Here is a 16171-nt window from a genome sequence, read left to right as displayed (position 1 = left end):
CCATGATCTACAGCGGGGGTAAGTGAATATAACATTAAAACCTTAGCGTATGACTATAACTGGGCAAAATCAAACCGGTTTAAGCTGCAATCATAGCACGGGTAACACTATCCTAGTCCGAGAGAGGTTAAAGCTCGTCAATATAAAAAAGTGCTATTGTTAGCTGACTACAATAGGCTTAAATGAGCTTTGAGCACATATTGGCAAACAGGTACTTCTTAACGGCATGGGTATTGCATTTCAATTATTTTGCTATATATTTTGCCTATAATTGCTGCGCCAACTTTAATAGACCGCTGCCAAATTACAGCAAAGTACCACATTATCAGCGTATTGTTTCTTACAGACCTTTTTATAGTTGACTCAATTATTACTAGCTGCTTCATATCATGCAGGATAAAACTAGGGTTATTTTATTTAAGTGTACACTTGTTAGTCATAATAATGAGTTAACAATAGCACAGTAATAACATAATAATGGCTCAATGTAGTCAAAGATGTTATGAACCTCTATTTATTAAAGGTACTAACATAGTGGACTATGGTTGGGTTTTAAAATGAAGTTTTAAAGTAAGGTATTGGGCCAGTAGAAAACTAAAGTTCGCCAGCAATCGCTGTCCTTTATCATAGAGCTTATGCTAATCGCGCTTTTAAGCAAACACGCTTCGACCAATAAAATTTTATAGGGTCAGGAGCGCTTGAAGATATGGCATGGCTTTTAACCGAAGTTAAAATATGGATTTTTCTTCGGACGGTATACCTCAATGACTAACAATGGAGAAAGTCTAATATGGATATTATTAAGAAACCTAAACGCGCTATTCACGATCGTCTTGCTGACATTTTGCTTGAAGCTGAGCCTACTCGTCAGATCAACCGTGCCAAGAGACTGCTTAAAGGTCACTCATTTGAAGATGAGTTACGCCATAAGGTCCAAGGCAAACGGATTTTAGTAACGGGCGCATCGTCTGGTGTGGGCCGCGGGGCGGCTTTAGAGTTGTTAAAAGCTGGCGCTACTGTATTACTGGTAGCACGGCGAAGTGAATTGCTCGAAGAAGTTGCCACTGAAGCCGCTGATTATGAAGGCAAAGCCTATATCTATACTTGTGATCTTAGTAAAGAAGAAGATTCTGCACGACTCACGAAGCAAATTATCAAAGAGCATGGCGGCGTCGATGTTATTATCAACAATGCCGGACGCTCGATACGCCGGACTATCTACGAGGCAGCCCACCGTCTACATGACTATGATCGTGTCATGAGTATTAACTACTTCGGTGCCATCAACCTAACCATTCCTTTGGTAGAGCAGATGCGTATCGCGGGTACTGGCGGTCATGTCATCAATATGTCGACCATGGGTACTCAGCTTACTGGGACTCCACGATTTGGCGCTTATATTGCCTCGAAGATGGCGCTTGATGGTTTCGCAGAAAGTGTGGCTGCTGAGACCTATCATGACGGTATCAAGTGGACTACTGTGCATCTGCCATTGACGCAGACCGATATGATTGCCCCAGCGCAAAATGCATGGAGTGGCTATCCCAAACTGTCACTAGAGGCAGGTGTCGATATGCTGCTATACGCAGTAGCCTATATGCCAGTACGTGTTTGGCATCCGGGCATTCAAGCTTTAGGTATCGTCGATCGTCTGTTTACCAAAAAGATGCTGAAGTGGAAGGCGCGCGAGTTTCCAAGATATGAGCCAGAAAAGCCGCTACCCCGTGTCGCTGTCATTGGTGCTGGCATGTCAGGTATCGCGATGGGTAAAGCCCTTCAAGACCAAGGGTCTAGTGATTTTGTCATCTATGAAAAAGCCGACTCGGTTGGTGGCACTTGGCGTGATAATACCTATCCTGGCTTGACCTGTGACGTCCCTGCCCACTTTTATTGTTACGAAGATGAGCTGTCGCCAAAGTGGAGCCGAGTGTTTGCCCCAGGTAGCGAACTTCGTCAATACTTTGAAGACGTTACTAAAAAACGCGGCTTAGATGAGCACATCAAGTTCAACAGTGAGATTGATGAGGCTAAATTTGAAAACGGTCGCTGGAAGATTAAGACCAAATCTGGTGAAACTGATGAGGCCGATGTACTGGTCTGTGCTACTGGGGTATTGCATCACCCTAATATGCCAGACATCGAAGGTATTGATACCTTTGAGGGTCCAAGCTTCCATAGTGCTCGCTGGGATCATAGTGTACCTTTAGAGGGCAAGCGAGTCGGTATTATCGGTAATGGCTCAACTGGCGTGCAGATCGTGACAGCCTTATCTGAGCAGTGCGAGCAAGTGACGTTATTTCAGCGAACGCCGCAGTGGGTCGTCAGTGCGCCAAATCCAGAAATACCACCAGCCCTCCGTACCTTAGCGAAAAAGATTCCTGCACTTCAACGCTTGGCCTACGATGCATCTGGTAAGCTATTTACTAGTCTATTCCAAGCGCCACTAACCCCAGGCTGGCAGCGTAGTGTCTTTAGTAAAAGCGCAAAAACAAGTCTTTCTAAAGTGGGTAATGATAAGCTGCGTGCTCGCCTAACCCCTGACTATGCACCGATGTGCAAGCGTATGATTAGTTCGCCAAAATTTTATGATGCTGTTCAGCAGCCTAATGTAGATGTTTGTACCACTGGCATTGATCGTATCGTGCCTCAGGGCGTGCTGACTACCGATGGTGAACTACATGAGTTTGATATTTTAGTATTCGCGACAGGCTTCCATGCCCAGTCTTATATGCGTCCGATGAAAGTGACGGGCCGCGATGGTATGTCACTTGATGCAGCATGGAACGAGGGTCCTATAGCGCATAACACCACGATGATTCCAGGTTTTCCGAATCTATTTACCTTAATGGGGCCAAACAGCCCTATTGGTAACTCGTCTCTAGTGCCAATTGCTGAGGCACAGGCTAGATATGCAGTGAAGTGGATAGACCGCATGCGCCGCGAAAATATTCAAGAGATTGAGCCGACTCAAGAGGCCACCGATGCCTTCTATGAAGAAGTTAATGAGGCCTTAGGCACGACAGTTTGGACTAGTGGCTGTAACAGCTGGTATCTGAACGAAGATGGTCGTCCAATCCTATGGCCATGGCCACTTGATGAGTTAACCCGTCGTCTGACCAATGTCGTTGAAGCTGACTTTCATATTAGACGTGCTGATGAAGTCACTGTGGAAGATGACGATTCAATAGAGGAGTTCAACAGCCAATTGCTAAAAGCAGACGGAGGTATTGTTCTTACTCCGAAAGATAATAGCAAAGACAAAGTAGCTGATGACAAATCTATGAAAGCTGGTGACAAGTCTATGAAAGCTGATGACAAGTCTATAAAAACTGATGACAAGTCTATGACGGCAGAAAAGTCATAAGCTTAGATTATGCGCTAATTTAGCAGTTACTATAAAATAGCCACTACGAGTGTAGTGGCTATTTGTATTCTGGGTTAGGAAATAGTGTTTCGGGTTAAGGCCATGAAGTACTGATTCTAATTTAAGTCACTCGGCGAGCCGGTGCGCCCCATTGATTGGTATGTGGGTAGGTATCGGTACAGGTCCAAAATAAGACAATTAAGCCACCAATGATTGGAACTATTGAGACGAGATACCACCAGCCAGAGCGATTGATATCATGCAAGCGTCTGACTGAAACAGCCAACATAGGAAGAAATATCGCCACACCTACTATGCTGATAAGAATACCATCTGTGTCTAAAATAAAATCAATAATCGCAGCTACAATATAAATCATTGTCACCACTAAATAAAAATACCAATATTCTTTTCGGCGCGCTCGGCCACCAAAATTCACATAGTTTCTCAAGCATTTTTTGAACCAGTCAAACATATTGTAGTTTTCTTCTAGCTGCCACTCAGTAGTTACATTACCTTCAACTAAAGGTTGGCTTTTTGGGACTGTCGAAGCATAATTCTTACGTAGCAACCCATAAGAGACCTCTGTTACGGTATTACCGATACCGACATTAAATTCGACATCATCACCTACCGTAGGCGGCGCTTGCTCAGTCCAATTCGCGGTTGAAAACGTGTAACTATTGTTATCTTCTCCGGAGATTACCCCTTTATTCTCTTCAGGAGAATAATTTAAAATAATACCTTTCATATTGGCCTCTTGTTATTAATGTCTAAAAAGAACGATTGAATGTACGACTAAATTATAATTAATATTTTTAAACATCAATAGTTTAGATAAGTTAATTATTAACGTTAAATAGTAGTAAACTGTAGATGATATTTGAATTGAAGATTAGCAAAATCTTAGTTTCAGTTCTAATTAAAGCCAGTTGCTTTTATAGCATTCTCTTTAATCATAGTAGCTTATGAGGTAAGCGTCTTAATAATCAAAAGGCGGTGTGACCAGCCGCTAACTAGGGTCTGTTGAGAGACGTGAGCAAGTTACCGAGGATAGTCAATGAGTAAATTAGCACTCCCCATTTTATTTGTGTTGAGCCTAGGCAGCTTATTATTAGGCTGTCAAAGTACAGAGTCTGCTCCTGAAGAGTCGCATTCGGGCATCACTGATTCTCTAACGCAGCAAGAGTCACAAGTTGAGCTTATTAAGGAGATTGATCAGTCACGACTGCTGGCATGGCTCGATAGTCCTGCGACGCCATTGACTCTAATAGACGTTCGCTCGCCAGAAGAGTATGCGACTGGCCACATCGATAGGGCCATTAATATTCCTCATTATAAGATCATCGCTAACCCGAGCTTGGTGAGTCAATTCAGTGATCATCCTGTGGTCATCTATTGTCGATCGGGCGCGCGGGCCAGCAAGGTGACTGACGCATTAAAGCAGAGCGGATTAACGCAGAATATCTATCACTTGCAGGGCGACATCATTGCTTGGAATGAAGCAAAACTGCCTTTGGTTGTCGAATAGAGAATGGCTATAGCGAGTCTAAATAAAATACAGTCATCGTAATGTGATGCAAACTGGTATAAATTTACCCAGTTTGCTGTGAGCACGATGACTAGGACTACAAAAAATTCATCCTGTTATCACTGTATTTATTTTAGATTGAAGGCGCTATAACGAGGTTGTAAGCAGATAAAAGAGGTGGCGGTTCATGATGGTTGACTGGTTGTATATCCTAACTATAAGCTTTTAAGGTAACATAGCGGCTTCCTAATCTGTCATACCACTAATTATGTCAAGTTCTCTCAACGTCCCAATAATTGGCTATCATCGCTCGCCACTATCGCAAAAGTTCGGTATCCCGCGCCAGCCAAACCTAGTCGCTGTCCCCAGTGTTATACAGATGGTAAACCCATTCAATACTGCTGCTGCCTTTGTAGGATTAGAGGACTTTAGCCACTTATGGATTAGCTGGCAAACCCATCATAATAAAGCTCAAGCTAATTTTAGACCCCAAGTACGACCGCCGAGACTGGGTGGTAATAGCAAAGTTGGGGTATTTGCTACGCGCAGTACTTATCGTCCTTCGCAGTTGGGGCTATCCGTAGTCAAGCTAATCGGTGTTGAAGCCACCAGTCATGGTGTCATTGTTCATATTAGCGGTGCTGATATGGTTGATGGTACACCGATTATCGATATTAAGCCGTATGTCGCTTACAGTGACGCACTGCCAAATGCCGTCAGTGGATTCGCGCCTGATAAGCCTAATAGTAAACCTGTCATCATGAGTAGTAGCGCTCGACAACAATTTGCTCGACTAATAAGTCAAGATAGGGATAAAAATAGCCTAAGCAAAACTAAGTCTTTAACGCCTCTTTATCCAGAAGATATCGATATAATAAGCCGACTAATCGCGCAAGACCCAAGACCGGCGTATCGACAGTCTGAGATAGACAGTATTTTTGTGATGCGCTATAAGTACTTAGATATTAGCTTTAAGATGAATGCTGAAGGCTGTTTAGAGGTAATAAAGCTGTGTGAGATTGTTTAAGCGTTTAGTCTATGGTGGTGATAGTCAATAGCTTACATAGCTAGTTCCTACGGCAATTAACCAATAAGATCCTAATTAACTGTTAAAAGTAGTCCATATGTCCATTCCTGATTTTTCGATGAGTGTTGATTTACGTTGGTGCTTAGATGAGCTTCTATCCGATGCCGCGATTGATCAGCGTGACTATAATCTGGTGATGACCAGTCGCCGAGATAAAAATAAGCATCCTCTTGAGATTATTGCTGAGTTTCAGCTGATCAGTAAGTTCGATCAGCATCAAAAGCTTGATCTGGCTTGGTTTAATCGCTGGCTGGCAAGCAAAGCCGACATGCCTGTTATGCGCATTGACCCGCTTAAGGTTGACGTCCCTGCAGTCACTCGTATTATGTCATTTGAGTATGCGCGAACTCACTATATTTTGCCCATAGAGGTGACTACTGATGAAGTCGTCATTGGTACGGACCAGCCCTTTTATCGTGACTGGCAAGTCAATATTGAGCAGATAATCAAGCCTAAGCACTACCGTACCGTCTATATTAGCCCTGCCCAAATCAACCGCTATCGTCAAGAGTTTTATCAAGTGACTCAGGCGATAGAAGGCGCGAATAGCGCACACAAACGTGCGGCAGCAGATGTGACCAATGTAGAAGCTTTGCTACAGCTAGGCGATGGCAGCAATCCTGATGCTAATGATCAGCATATTGTCAGAGTGGTGGACTGGCTACTGCAATATGCCTTTGAGCAGCGTGCTAGTGATATCCATTTAGAGCCGCGCCGTGAGATGGGTAAGGTTCGTTTTCGTATAGACGGAGTTTTGCATACTGTCTATGAGATGCCGGCGGCTATTCTAACAGCGGTTACGGCACGGATTAAAATTCTTGGTCGGCTTAATGTCGCAGAAAAACGCAAGCCTCAAGATGGTCGTCTAAAGACGCGTACCCCTTCTGGCGTCGAGACTGAACTGCGACTATCAACGCTACCTACGGCATTTGGTGAGAAGTTGGTCATGCGTGTATTTGACCCAGAGGTGTTGGTACGCTCATTTGCCCAGCTAGGATTATCGGGCAAGCAGCTTGAAGCGTGGCAGTCGATGACGGCCAGCCCTGACGGTATTATTCTAGTTACAGGACCGACAGGATCGGGGAAAACCACCACGTTATACAGCACTCTTAAACAGCTGGCAACCGATCAGGTCAATGTCTGTACCATTGAAGACCCCATTGAGATGGTTGAACCCGCCTTCAATCAAATGCAGATTAATGCAGGCGTGGATTTGTACTTTGCAGAGGGTATTCGCTCACTTATGCGTCAAGATCCCGACATTATTATGGTGGGAGAGATTCGCGACAATGAAACGGCCAGTATGGCAGTACAGGCATCGCTTACAGGTCACTTGGTACTCTCTACCCTGCATACCAATGATGCGCCTAGTGCTTTGACTCGGCTACATGATTTGGGTATTCAGCCATTTTTGACTTCGGCGACTATCTTGGGTGTGGTGGCGCAGCGCTTGGTGCGGACGCTTTGCCCGCATTGCAAAAGTAGTACTGAAGTTAGCGCAGACAGTGAAATTGCGAGTCAGTGGCGCGAACTGGTGAGTCCTTGGTCTGCATCAATGCCCAATCAAATCTATCATGCGACGGGCTGTGAGCATTGTCGAAATACGGGTTATCAAGGCCGAATAGGGCTATATGAGATTATGCCCATGACTCATGACCTAAAAAAACTGGTCGCTGATGACGCTAAACTTGACGAGTTAAGGCGGCAGGCTTATCGTGAGGGTGTGAAGCCTTTACGATTAGCAGGGGCCAAGCGAGTAATCGAAGGGCTGACTACCATAGAAGAGGTGATGCGGGTGGTGCCATTATCATAATGCCAATAAATAGCTAGGCGTTGGTTGTTATAAGCGGTATTTGCTGAACCATTAAAAGTAGGGAGTAAGATAGGGGGCCAAGCAGCAACAAAAAGCAGACAGCTACTATCAGATTAGCGCTCCCAACGCACGCCTTCACGAATAACTTTGGCCGGTGTGCCGGCGAGCATGGTATTAGGACTAGGAACGGACTTATTTACAAAAGACCCAGCTGCAATGATACAACCTTCTGCAATTTGCACATTTTTAGAGACCGTAACATTGGCGGCGATCCATATATGATCGCCAATAATTACATCTTGCGTCGCCACATTTAAGCGTTTATTTGTGTCGATGTCATAGACCTTATGGACGTCGGACGCTCGAATCTCAATACCTCGAGATATCATACACTCCGCACCGATGCTCACGCTTTTATCCCGTGCCAGCACATAACAGTCAATCGCCGTAGTGCGCTCGCCGATATCGATATGAAGGTTGTTGCCGACGATTAATAAGTGACCAGAAAATTTAACCTGATCGGCAATTTTTATAGTGTTGTTATTGCCATTGATATCGATCTTTAATTGGTTAAACTTCCCATGGCTGCCGATATTAACCCGATTATTATTGCCTTTTCTGATGGTAATTACTGACTGGCCGATGATTTTATTATCAGGCTTAACCTCGATTTGGTTGTATTGTCCTTTATCTAGCACCATAAAACAGTTTCGGTTAAAAAGTTTTTTGGTGCGCTGCTGAAGCTTTTTTAACATATCTACTCAAGTACCTGTCACTCAATCATCGAAAATGAGAGTTGAAGAATAAACCAGTAGCAATAATACTATTTTTTTAATGCGATTAGAAAGGATGTAAACTTTTATGTTCACCGATACTCATTGTCACTTAAACCGCCTTAATCTAGAAAAATATAATGGTGAGCTTACGGGAGCGATTGACGCCATGAAGGAGGCCAACGTCACTAGAGCGATGGCTATTATGTGCGACTTCGCCGAGTACGATACTATCTACGATATCGTACAAAGCTATAGTAGTGACTCGTTAACTCTAGGCATGAGTGTCGGTATTCACCCTTGTGAGGACTTAGACGTCCTAAAGTCGGCGACAGTAGAGCGCTTGGTAGATATGGCGGCTGCTGATCATGTATGGGCGATAGGGGAGACGGGGCTAGATTATTACTGGAGTGAGGAGAATAAAAAAGAGCAGCAAGCCAGTCTGGCGCGGCACATTCATGCCAGTCAGACCTTAAAGAAACCTTTGGTCATTCATACACGAGAGGCTAAGTACGACACTATCGATATTCTTAAAGCAGAGAAGGCAGAGCATGGAATTATCCACTGCTTCACTGAAGATTGGGAGACGGCAAAGCAAGCACTGGATTTAGGGTTTTATATCTCGTTTTCTGGTATTGTGAGCTTTAAGAGTGCGCAAAGTCTTCGTGAGGCAGCGCTTCAGGTACCGCTGGATCGCTTACTTATTGAGACAGACAGCCCCTACCTTGCACCTGTACCAAAACGCGGAAAACCTAATGAGCCTGCCTATGTGCCCTACGTTGCCAGCTGTCTTGCCGAGCTATTGAATAAGAGTCAAGAAGAGATTGGGCAGCTGACTGCAAAAAACTTTGAGAATCTGCTGGCACAATATGTGTAAAATAGTTATCCTATGACCACTCAGTCATTTAGTCGATATGTTAACTCTATGTAGGTGTAATGTGCCTTATGTTAGGTTAGTCATCTACTAAAGATACTGAGCTATTTATCTAAAGTTAAAAACGTCAGATTTAGGAGCGGTCATGAGTCGTCAGCATCAGTTTAAAATGCGAGAGGAGAGTATCCTTGCCATGGCAGAGCAGCTGCTGCTTGAGTCAGGTGATGGAGACATCACCCTAGATAGCTTGGCTGATCAACTGGACTTGGCAAAGGGCACGCTCTACAAGCATTTCTCGAGTAAAGATGAGCTATATCTACGGATTATTATCCGTTATGAGGAGCAGCTTTTTGAGATCAATCGCATTGATGATTGTCCTTCAGCTGGGGTATCTAGAATGATATTGCAGCAGTTATTAAACCCACAAAAAGCCATGCTCCTCAACCAGATTGAAGAGCGGCTAGCCGCTTCAGTGACAGGTCTCAATCGTCTCTTTGCCGAGCTATATGACATCCGTCGTCAGCGCATGAAGCGTCTCATTGACATTACCAGTGCCTATCTACAAGAGACGCATAGTAGTATGTCTACTCGAGATTATTTGTCCTCTATTTGGGCAATGGGTCAAGGCGGAGCAGGACTGCTTAATTCAAGCTTCTATCAGCGCTATCTAGGCCGCCGCGATACCCTGCGTTATGCCTTGATTATGCAAATGCTCGATCTACCAGGGCGATATCCTAGTCAAGAGCCTGAGCTTGCTGATGAAGATATGCAGGAATTGGTTGAGCAGATTGACTCAGAGTCTCAGGCTCACCGCAGAACGAAGTATTAACCTATGAGAGCCTTACTGGGATTGCCGCGCAGCACTGGTAGCCTAGTTGTCATACCTAGACTGTGTCAACGGCTAACGTCACCGCTAGCCAAGACAGTCACTGCGAAGACCACTACAGAGTCTGGATTTACCTTAGTGGAAATCTTGGTGGTGGTGGTCATTCTTTCCATTTTTGCGGGCATGATGAGCCTATCTGTCGGTAGTAGTGAGTCACGAAAAAACCGAGCATTTTACGAGCATCTCATTGATAGCATGCAGTATGTCCGCTTACTTTCAGCAGAGCGAATGCAGCCGATGGGACTGAGCTTAAAAGCCAATAGCCAAGGCCAGCTTGCCCCTGTTATCGTCACTTTATCAGATCCCTATAATGCCTATCGCCAGCAGCAACTAACTACCAAAGATGCTGCCGCTAAAAATGCGATGGAGCTATCTGCACTGTCACAAGATGAGCAAGATAGCCCCTCTTGGCAGACAGAGGCAGCCGTCACTCTGCCAGAGCTGCCAGATCGGGTTAGTATCACTATTCATCCTTTAGACGAGGGGCAGACCGTTAATAGCCGTGGTCAGTCGCGAGTAGTGCAACCTTGGTTCGTAGGCGAAGCAGTGCCGCAAGTTATCTGGTTCGGTACAGGAGAGGCGACGCCAGTAACTATCGAAATCACACATGATGCTAGACCAGTTGGTGAGGTGATTATCGTGGAGCCAAACGGCAACGTCAAAATTGGGCAGGCGTCATGAATAGACTGCCCGTATTATCAGCGATTAGCAATCAGCTCCCTCGTAATAGTGGTCTAGACTCATCTGTAGCGAGGAGGATAGCGTGTCTAAAGACTTCTGCTGTCTGGCAATCGGCGCAAACATCAAAAGTTACCCCCGCTAATTTTACCCCGTATTTTATACGTCAGGCTTCTGTGACGCCTACTTCTGAGAGAGTAGCTCCACGCTCAAATCTGAAATATCCTCAGCATCGTCAGAGTGGCTTTACTTTAATTGAAGTCATGGTGGCACTGGCTATATTGGCCGTCGTTGCTGTGGCTGCAAGTCGAGCCAGCTCCGCCTACCTTCACTCAGTCGATGTGCTCAAAACGCGAACACTGGCACATTTTGTCGCCCAAAATACCGCTGCTGATTTAAAAATGAATCAGACTTGGCTGAGTGCAGATCAAAGCAAACAGGTACAGTCCCAAGGGCGAGACTGGCAGGTACAATTGAGTGTCAGCGATACCATGACCCCGGCTATCAAGTCTGTCACCATCACCGTCGCTCCTATTATCGATGGTACTGCCAAAAATAGCGTGACTGATATCACGGTTATGATTAGTAATCCTAATGAGGCAAGTGGTTTAAACGGGATGGGACAAAGGCAATGAAGCTTATGATCCCAATGAACTCACCGAGCAATCTTGATAAAAAAGATGAGTCAAAAGCACTGAGCTATCATAAAAGAAGAGCAAGCGAACGCGGCTTTACCTTATTAGAGCTACTTATCGCTATGACGATCTTTGCCATGTTAGCGGTGGTAGGTTGGCAGGTATTTGATGGCTTAAATCGGGCCAAGGAGCGAGCCGAATATCATGCGGATCAGCTGTCTGAGTTGCAATATGCTTATCTACAGATGCAGCAAGATTTCGGTCAAGTCGTAGCGTACCAGCAAGTTTCAGCGGCTGCGCCATCTCCTACCAGCTCAAGTCAAGACCTTGACTCACTGGCCGATGCCGCTCAAGATAGTCCTCAAGCTGGGACTTCAGTGCCTCAAGCACCTAAGGCACCGCCCTTATTTAACCTACAGCCGAATCAAGTTAGCTTTGTGCGTTTTGCCGATCCAGATCCGAGATATCAGACTAGCGCTGTATTGGTACGGGTCGAATACCAGTTTGCAGATAATAAGCTAATTCGTAGGCAGTTTGCTGATCTCAACAATAGCGCTCAGGCTGTGAGTCTTGATAGCGTACTTATTGATGAGATTGAGAGCGGCCAATGGCAGGCCTATAATCCTGAGAGCAGCCCAAGCTTCCCTAGTGGTGGTGAGGACCAAAACAGCTTATTGATGACCTCTGCAAATTCGCAAAACAGTACAGCTGAGGAGTCAGCAGCTTTATTACCCAAAGGTGTGGGGCTTAGCTTTAGTTATCATGATATGCCGCTTGACTGGCGCTTTGCCTTGACAGCACCGCCACCCAATACTGCGGCTAGCAAGGCCAAACCAACCCCCGCCCCTTAGGATAGGATGTCATTACTGTGAACCGTTCTACCTACAAAGCCTTACCTAAAGCCGCGCAGCGTCAACAAGGCGTCGCTCTATTAACGATATTGCTGTTGGTGGTCTCTATTACTGTGGTCGCAGGAGCTATGCTGGCGAGCCAAAAGATTGCTATCCGGCAAAGTGGGCTATTATTCGAGCAAAATCAGCTGTTGCAAGATATCGCAGCAGCTCAGCAGCTGGCCGTAGCCCTGATCCGCGCTGACAATAAGCTAAACGATACGGACAGCTTACATGATGTTTGGGCGCAGCCCATTCCCCCTTATCCAATGGGCACGCATGTGCTAACTATTGAAATAAATGATGAAGCCAGCCGCTTTAATATCAACAATCTATATCACGACGGGCAAGTAGATGCCGCCGCATTAGCAACGTTTAAGCGATTGTTAGCACAAGTGGGGATAGAGGAGAGTGTGGCAGTAGCGGTGTTAGATTGGCAAGATCCGGACACAATGGTGTTTGAAGATAGTGCGGAAGAGGCAGCGATTTATGGCGCAGATACTTTGCATAACGGCCTCGCGGCGTCGGCAACAACACTGCCGAATCAGCCTTTTTATAGTGTGGATCAGCTCAGTGAGATCAATGGGGTTAGTACAGAGGCTTTAGCGCTTCTTAGACCCTACGTGACCGCAGTTCCCTATTACTTGCCAGTAAATGTGAATACAGCGCTACCTGAGGTGCTCGCAGCAATGATGGACAATGCCTCACCTGAGCAGATGCAGGCTATCGTCAGTGCTAGAGAGTCCACAGCGATAGATAGTCTAGACAGCCTCTGGCAGATAGCGCCCTTTGCCTCTTTGCCAGAAGAGGCGCGTAATAAGCTGGCACCGTTATTGACCGTAGATAGCCAAGCATTTTTAGCCATTATAACGGCTACTGATTCGGCTGAACTGAGTGGCGCTCAAGCACCTAAGCAGCGCTACGCTACGGTTATGATCAGTAAAGTGGCAAAGAATGCGGACGCAGGGGCGGCTAATAATAGAGACACTGGCACTATGGGTCCGCAGCCTGAAAGCGGGGACACAAGCAACAATTCTAATAACAGCTCTAATAGCAGCGTCAGTAGTACTCAACAAGAGAAAGTCGTCCAAGCATTCTCACAGCGACTATGGCCATATCGACCCATTAATGTTACCACTAGCGGGTCAGGGAGCAGATTATAATCTATAGCGTGTTTCAAGCACTATAAATCTTGAGTTACCGTATTCCAGACTATCAGCTGTCTTCTACAACTTATTAGCGCCTGCCTTAATCATCAAGTAAGGTTTCTTCGCTCGACTTCCAGTTGTACGCTCCATAAAACAGCATCTGTGCTTGGCGGGTGCAATGATGAAGCATACGCTTTTTATGGTACTCAATATCTCGGCGGTTAGCCTCATCATCGTGATGTTCATTATAGTTAAGATCTAGCCAGTCAATAATCCACGAAAAGAATAAATTCACCCCAGCTTCGGCTAGCAGACGTCTGTCATAAGCGTTGATATGTGAGAATGCAGGCTGAAGCGCAAGGTCTTCACCGATAATATTTGATAGCAACTTGATTTGCTCATTCACCGCGCGGCGTACAGCTTCAGAGCCGCCGAAGCGCTCACTAACGATAAATTGCCAATAGCGCGGATGCTCATTGATTGCTTTGAAGAATATTTGAATACTTTTGGCAATCTGCCGATCAAAGCTACGCTGTCGGCCTATCTGCAGGCTCTCTCTTAATACCGCAAGGGCTTGACCAAGCTCTTCTTCGACCAAGGATTTGCCGAGATCTTCCATATCGTCAAAATGGCGATAAAAAGCAGTAGGCACAACTCCTACCTCACGAGTGACCTGACGAAGGCTGATTGAGCTAAAGGACTGACCAGTCATACATAGGTCTAATACGGCGTTAAAAAATGCGCGGCGGGTTTGTTGTTTTTTCTTTTCTCGAGTATTCATAGGATAGTTGAACTCTCTTTACTGAAACTATTAACAGTAGCATGATACTGGGTTCAATGACAAAAAACGAGCTTGACTGCACATTTCGGCAATAAGTTACGCAATTGGCTAGGGCCTGCTGATTAGGCATAAAATATGCGTTAATTATAACAGTGTATTAGTGAGCTACCATATGCCAGAGCGACTGCCATTTAAGTCTTGTGCCAGACTGTAGGCTTCATGATCATTCATACCGGTTAAGTAATCTAAGATATTGAGAATATTGTCGTAAGTATTAGACGTTAATGAGCGGTGATGATGGTTAAAGTGGCTCTGAACCAGTCGCAGCAATCGTTGCTGCTCGAATGACATTGCTGAATCAGGTAGAGTCGTAGCCAGAGGAATTAGCGCATCGAGCAGGCGGTGTAAGCACTGGTTGGCCATCAGCTCCATACGCACCTTACTAGGATGACCAAATATCTGCTCACGCGCTAAAGTTTTAGCACTGTCAATGCCATTCATTACCGATGGGTCACAGTGATCAAAGAGACTACCCTCAAGAGTGCCGGCTAACAGCTCATCAGCTTTATCGACAAAGGCATCGGTCACTTTGTCCACCAAGCGCATCATTGCACGGCCGCGCAGCGCCGCAAGCTTATGGCGCACAGGCGCGTCACTTAGCACCTCAGGGGGCGCTCCCAATCGTTCACCGACCAGCTCTAATAGTAGTGGCTCTACCTCTTGGTAACTGAGCATGTCCAAATGAATACCGTCTTCTAAATCAATCAAGGCGTAGCAGATGTCGTCAGCCGCCTCTAACAGATAAGCCAGAGGGTGACGGGCGAAGCCATCGTGATGAGCGCACATAGGTAAGCGTAACCGATTGGCTAAGCGCTCTAGTATCTGAGCTTCACTAGCAAAGCAGCCATATTTTCGAATAGTAGTGGCATTATTGAGTGCAGTAGAGCTGGTATCTGTTAGGTGGGGGTTACTGTGACTAGAGAGCCAAGGGTATTTCATAAAGGCTCCGAGGGTGGCGCAGGTAAGCCTCATGCCGCCTTTATCTGGGTGGTGCTCATTACGTACCAGTAGCCGAAAGCCTTGGGCATTGCCCTCAAAGCCGATGAGATCAAGTCGCTGGGTGGGCGTAAGCTGGCTGAGTAACGTGGCGCGATCAGGGTGATTGAACCAGTCGCGGATGGCATATTCGCCAGCATGGCCAAAGGGTGGGTTGCCGATATCATGGGCCAGACAAGCGGCTTGAATGATGACCCCAATGTCAGCTGGTGTTACCCCACGTGGCAGCCCACCTGAGAGAGAGTCATGTAGCTTTTCAGCGGCCATCATCCCTAGGGAGCGGCCAATACAGGAGACCTCTAACGAGTGAGTAAGCCGTGTATGAATGCCCAGCTGATTGGTCAGCGGGTGCACTTGAGTCTTTTGATTGAGCTGACGAAAGGAGTGTGAAAAGACCAGTCTGTCATAGTCTTTATGAAAAGGGGAGCGTGCTGTCTCCCCAGATTTGGCTTTTTTTGAGGAACCTAATCGCTGCGCATTGAGTAAATATGACCATTGGGTCGTGGCGGCAGCAGTAATAGAAGAGGTCGCGGAGGTCGCTGTAGTGCCATGCATCGTTATTATTATCCAATCGTATTATTGAACATTAGCATAGCAAAATTGTGTCTTTAGTACCTCATTTACTTCTGTCTATCGCTTAAAGCCCCTTATTATC

14 protein-coding genes are annotated in these 16171 nt (G+C 45.8%); 10 read left to right on the top strand and 4 right to left on the bottom strand.

From position 1 onward, the window contains the following. Positions 1-790 precede the first annotated feature (790 nt). Positions 791-3364 (top strand): SDR family NAD(P)-dependent oxidoreductase, encoded by a 2574-nt coding sequence (locus EGV92_RS00980; protein WP_131667348.1) that lies wholly within the window; start codon positions 791-793, stop codon positions 3362-3364. A 121-nt stretch (positions 3365-3485) separates the two neighbouring features. Here EGV92_RS00980 and EGV92_RS14155 read toward each other — a convergent pair whose 3' ends face one another. Continuing rightward, positions 3486-4115, bottom strand: coding sequence for a DUF805 domain-containing protein (locus tag EGV92_RS14155; protein ID WP_242678554.1), 630 nt, complete (start codon positions 4113-4115; stop codon positions 3486-3488). A gap of 309 nt (positions 4116-4424) precedes the next feature. Here EGV92_RS14155 and EGV92_RS00970 point away from each other — a divergent pair, with 309 nt between their 5' ends. The 3 genes from EGV92_RS00970 (at position 4425) to tfpB (ending at position 7795) form a co-directional block, all read left to right on the top strand. Further along, a complete protein-coding gene (locus EGV92_RS00970; protein WP_131667347.1) occupies positions 4425-4895 on the top strand; it encodes a rhodanese-like domain-containing protein in 471 nt (156 codons plus the stop codon). Between the two features lie 268 nt (positions 4896-5163). Beyond that, positions 5164-5922 carry a tRNA (N6-threonylcarbamoyladenosine(37)-N6)-methyltransferase TrmO gene (gene tsaA / locus EGV92_RS00965; RefSeq protein ID WP_131667346.1) on the top strand — a complete coding sequence of 253 codons (759 nt, stop codon included), beginning with the start codon at positions 5164-5166 and terminating at the stop codon, positions 5920-5922. Positions 5923-6019: 97 nt separating this feature from the next. Continuing rightward, a complete protein-coding gene (tfpB, locus tag EGV92_RS00960) occupies positions 6020-7795 on the top strand; it encodes a type IV pilus assembly ATPase TfpB (protein WP_131667345.1) in 1776 nt (591 codons plus the stop codon). A 113-nt stretch (positions 7796-7908) separates the two neighbouring features. Here tfpB and EGV92_RS00955 read toward each other — a convergent pair whose 3' ends face one another. Then, on the bottom strand, positions 7909-8550 hold the full coding sequence (locus EGV92_RS00955) for an acyltransferase (RefSeq protein WP_131667344.1): 642 nt from the start codon (positions 8548-8550) through the stop codon (positions 7909-7911). 106 nt (positions 8551-8656) lie between these two features. On the opposite strand from EGV92_RS00955, the gene EGV92_RS00950 reads away from it, so the two are divergent. From EGV92_RS00950 to gspK, 6 genes are all read left to right on the top strand, one after another. Then, positions 8657-9445, top strand: a complete 789-nt coding sequence (locus EGV92_RS00950) for a TatD family hydrolase (RefSeq protein ID WP_131667343.1) — start codon at positions 8657-8659, stop codon at positions 9443-9445. Positions 9446-9587: 142 nt separating this feature from the next. Further along, on the top strand, positions 9588-10271 hold the full coding sequence (locus EGV92_RS00945) for a TetR/AcrR family transcriptional regulator (RefSeq protein WP_131667342.1): 684 nt from the start codon (positions 9588-9590) through the stop codon (positions 10269-10271). A gap of 3 nt (positions 10272-10274) precedes the next feature. Beyond that, positions 10275-11009 (top strand): prepilin-type N-terminal cleavage/methylation domain-containing protein, encoded by a 735-nt coding sequence (locus tag EGV92_RS00940; RefSeq protein WP_131667341.1) that lies wholly within the window; start codon positions 10275-10277, stop codon positions 11007-11009. Then, complete coding sequence (gspI, locus tag EGV92_RS00935; RefSeq protein ID WP_131667340.1) at positions 11006-11641, top strand: type II secretion system minor pseudopilin GspI; 636 nt, start codon at positions 11006-11008, stop codon at positions 11639-11641. The genes EGV92_RS00940 and gspI overlap by 4 nt, the downstream gene beginning before the upstream one ends. Next, positions 11638-12492, top strand: coding sequence for a type II secretion system protein GspJ (locus tag EGV92_RS00930; protein ID WP_131667339.1), 855 nt, complete (start codon positions 11638-11640; stop codon positions 12490-12492). Before gspI ends, EGV92_RS00930 begins: the two co-directional genes overlap by 4 nt. Before the next feature lie 17 nt (positions 12493-12509). Continuing rightward, the gene (gene gspK / locus EGV92_RS00925; protein WP_165525529.1) at positions 12510-13694 is read left to right on the top strand and encodes a type II secretion system minor pseudopilin GspK; all 1185 of its coding nucleotides are present in this window, start codon (positions 12510-12512) and stop codon (positions 13692-13694) included. Positions 13695-13779: 85 nt separating this feature from the next. Here the strand turns inward: gspK and EGV92_RS00920 are convergent, their stop codons facing one another. After that, positions 13780-14460, bottom strand: a complete 681-nt coding sequence (locus tag EGV92_RS00920) for a TetR family transcriptional regulator (RefSeq protein ID WP_131667338.1) — start codon at positions 14458-14460, stop codon at positions 13780-13782. Between the two features lie 165 nt (positions 14461-14625). Continuing rightward, positions 14626-16071: a deoxyguanosinetriphosphate triphosphohydrolase gene (locus EGV92_RS00915; protein WP_131667337.1), complete on the bottom strand. Its 1446-nt coding sequence runs from the start codon at positions 16069-16071 to the stop codon at positions 14626-14628. Positions 16072-16171 lie beyond the last annotated feature (100 nt).

The sequence above is a fragment of the Psychrobacter pygoscelis genome (assembly GCF_004335015.1).
Taxonomy (GTDB): Bacteria; Pseudomonadota; Gammaproteobacteria; order Pseudomonadales; family Moraxellaceae; genus Psychrobacter; species Psychrobacter pygoscelis.
This window is presented reverse-complemented; position numbering and strand designations above follow the sequence as displayed.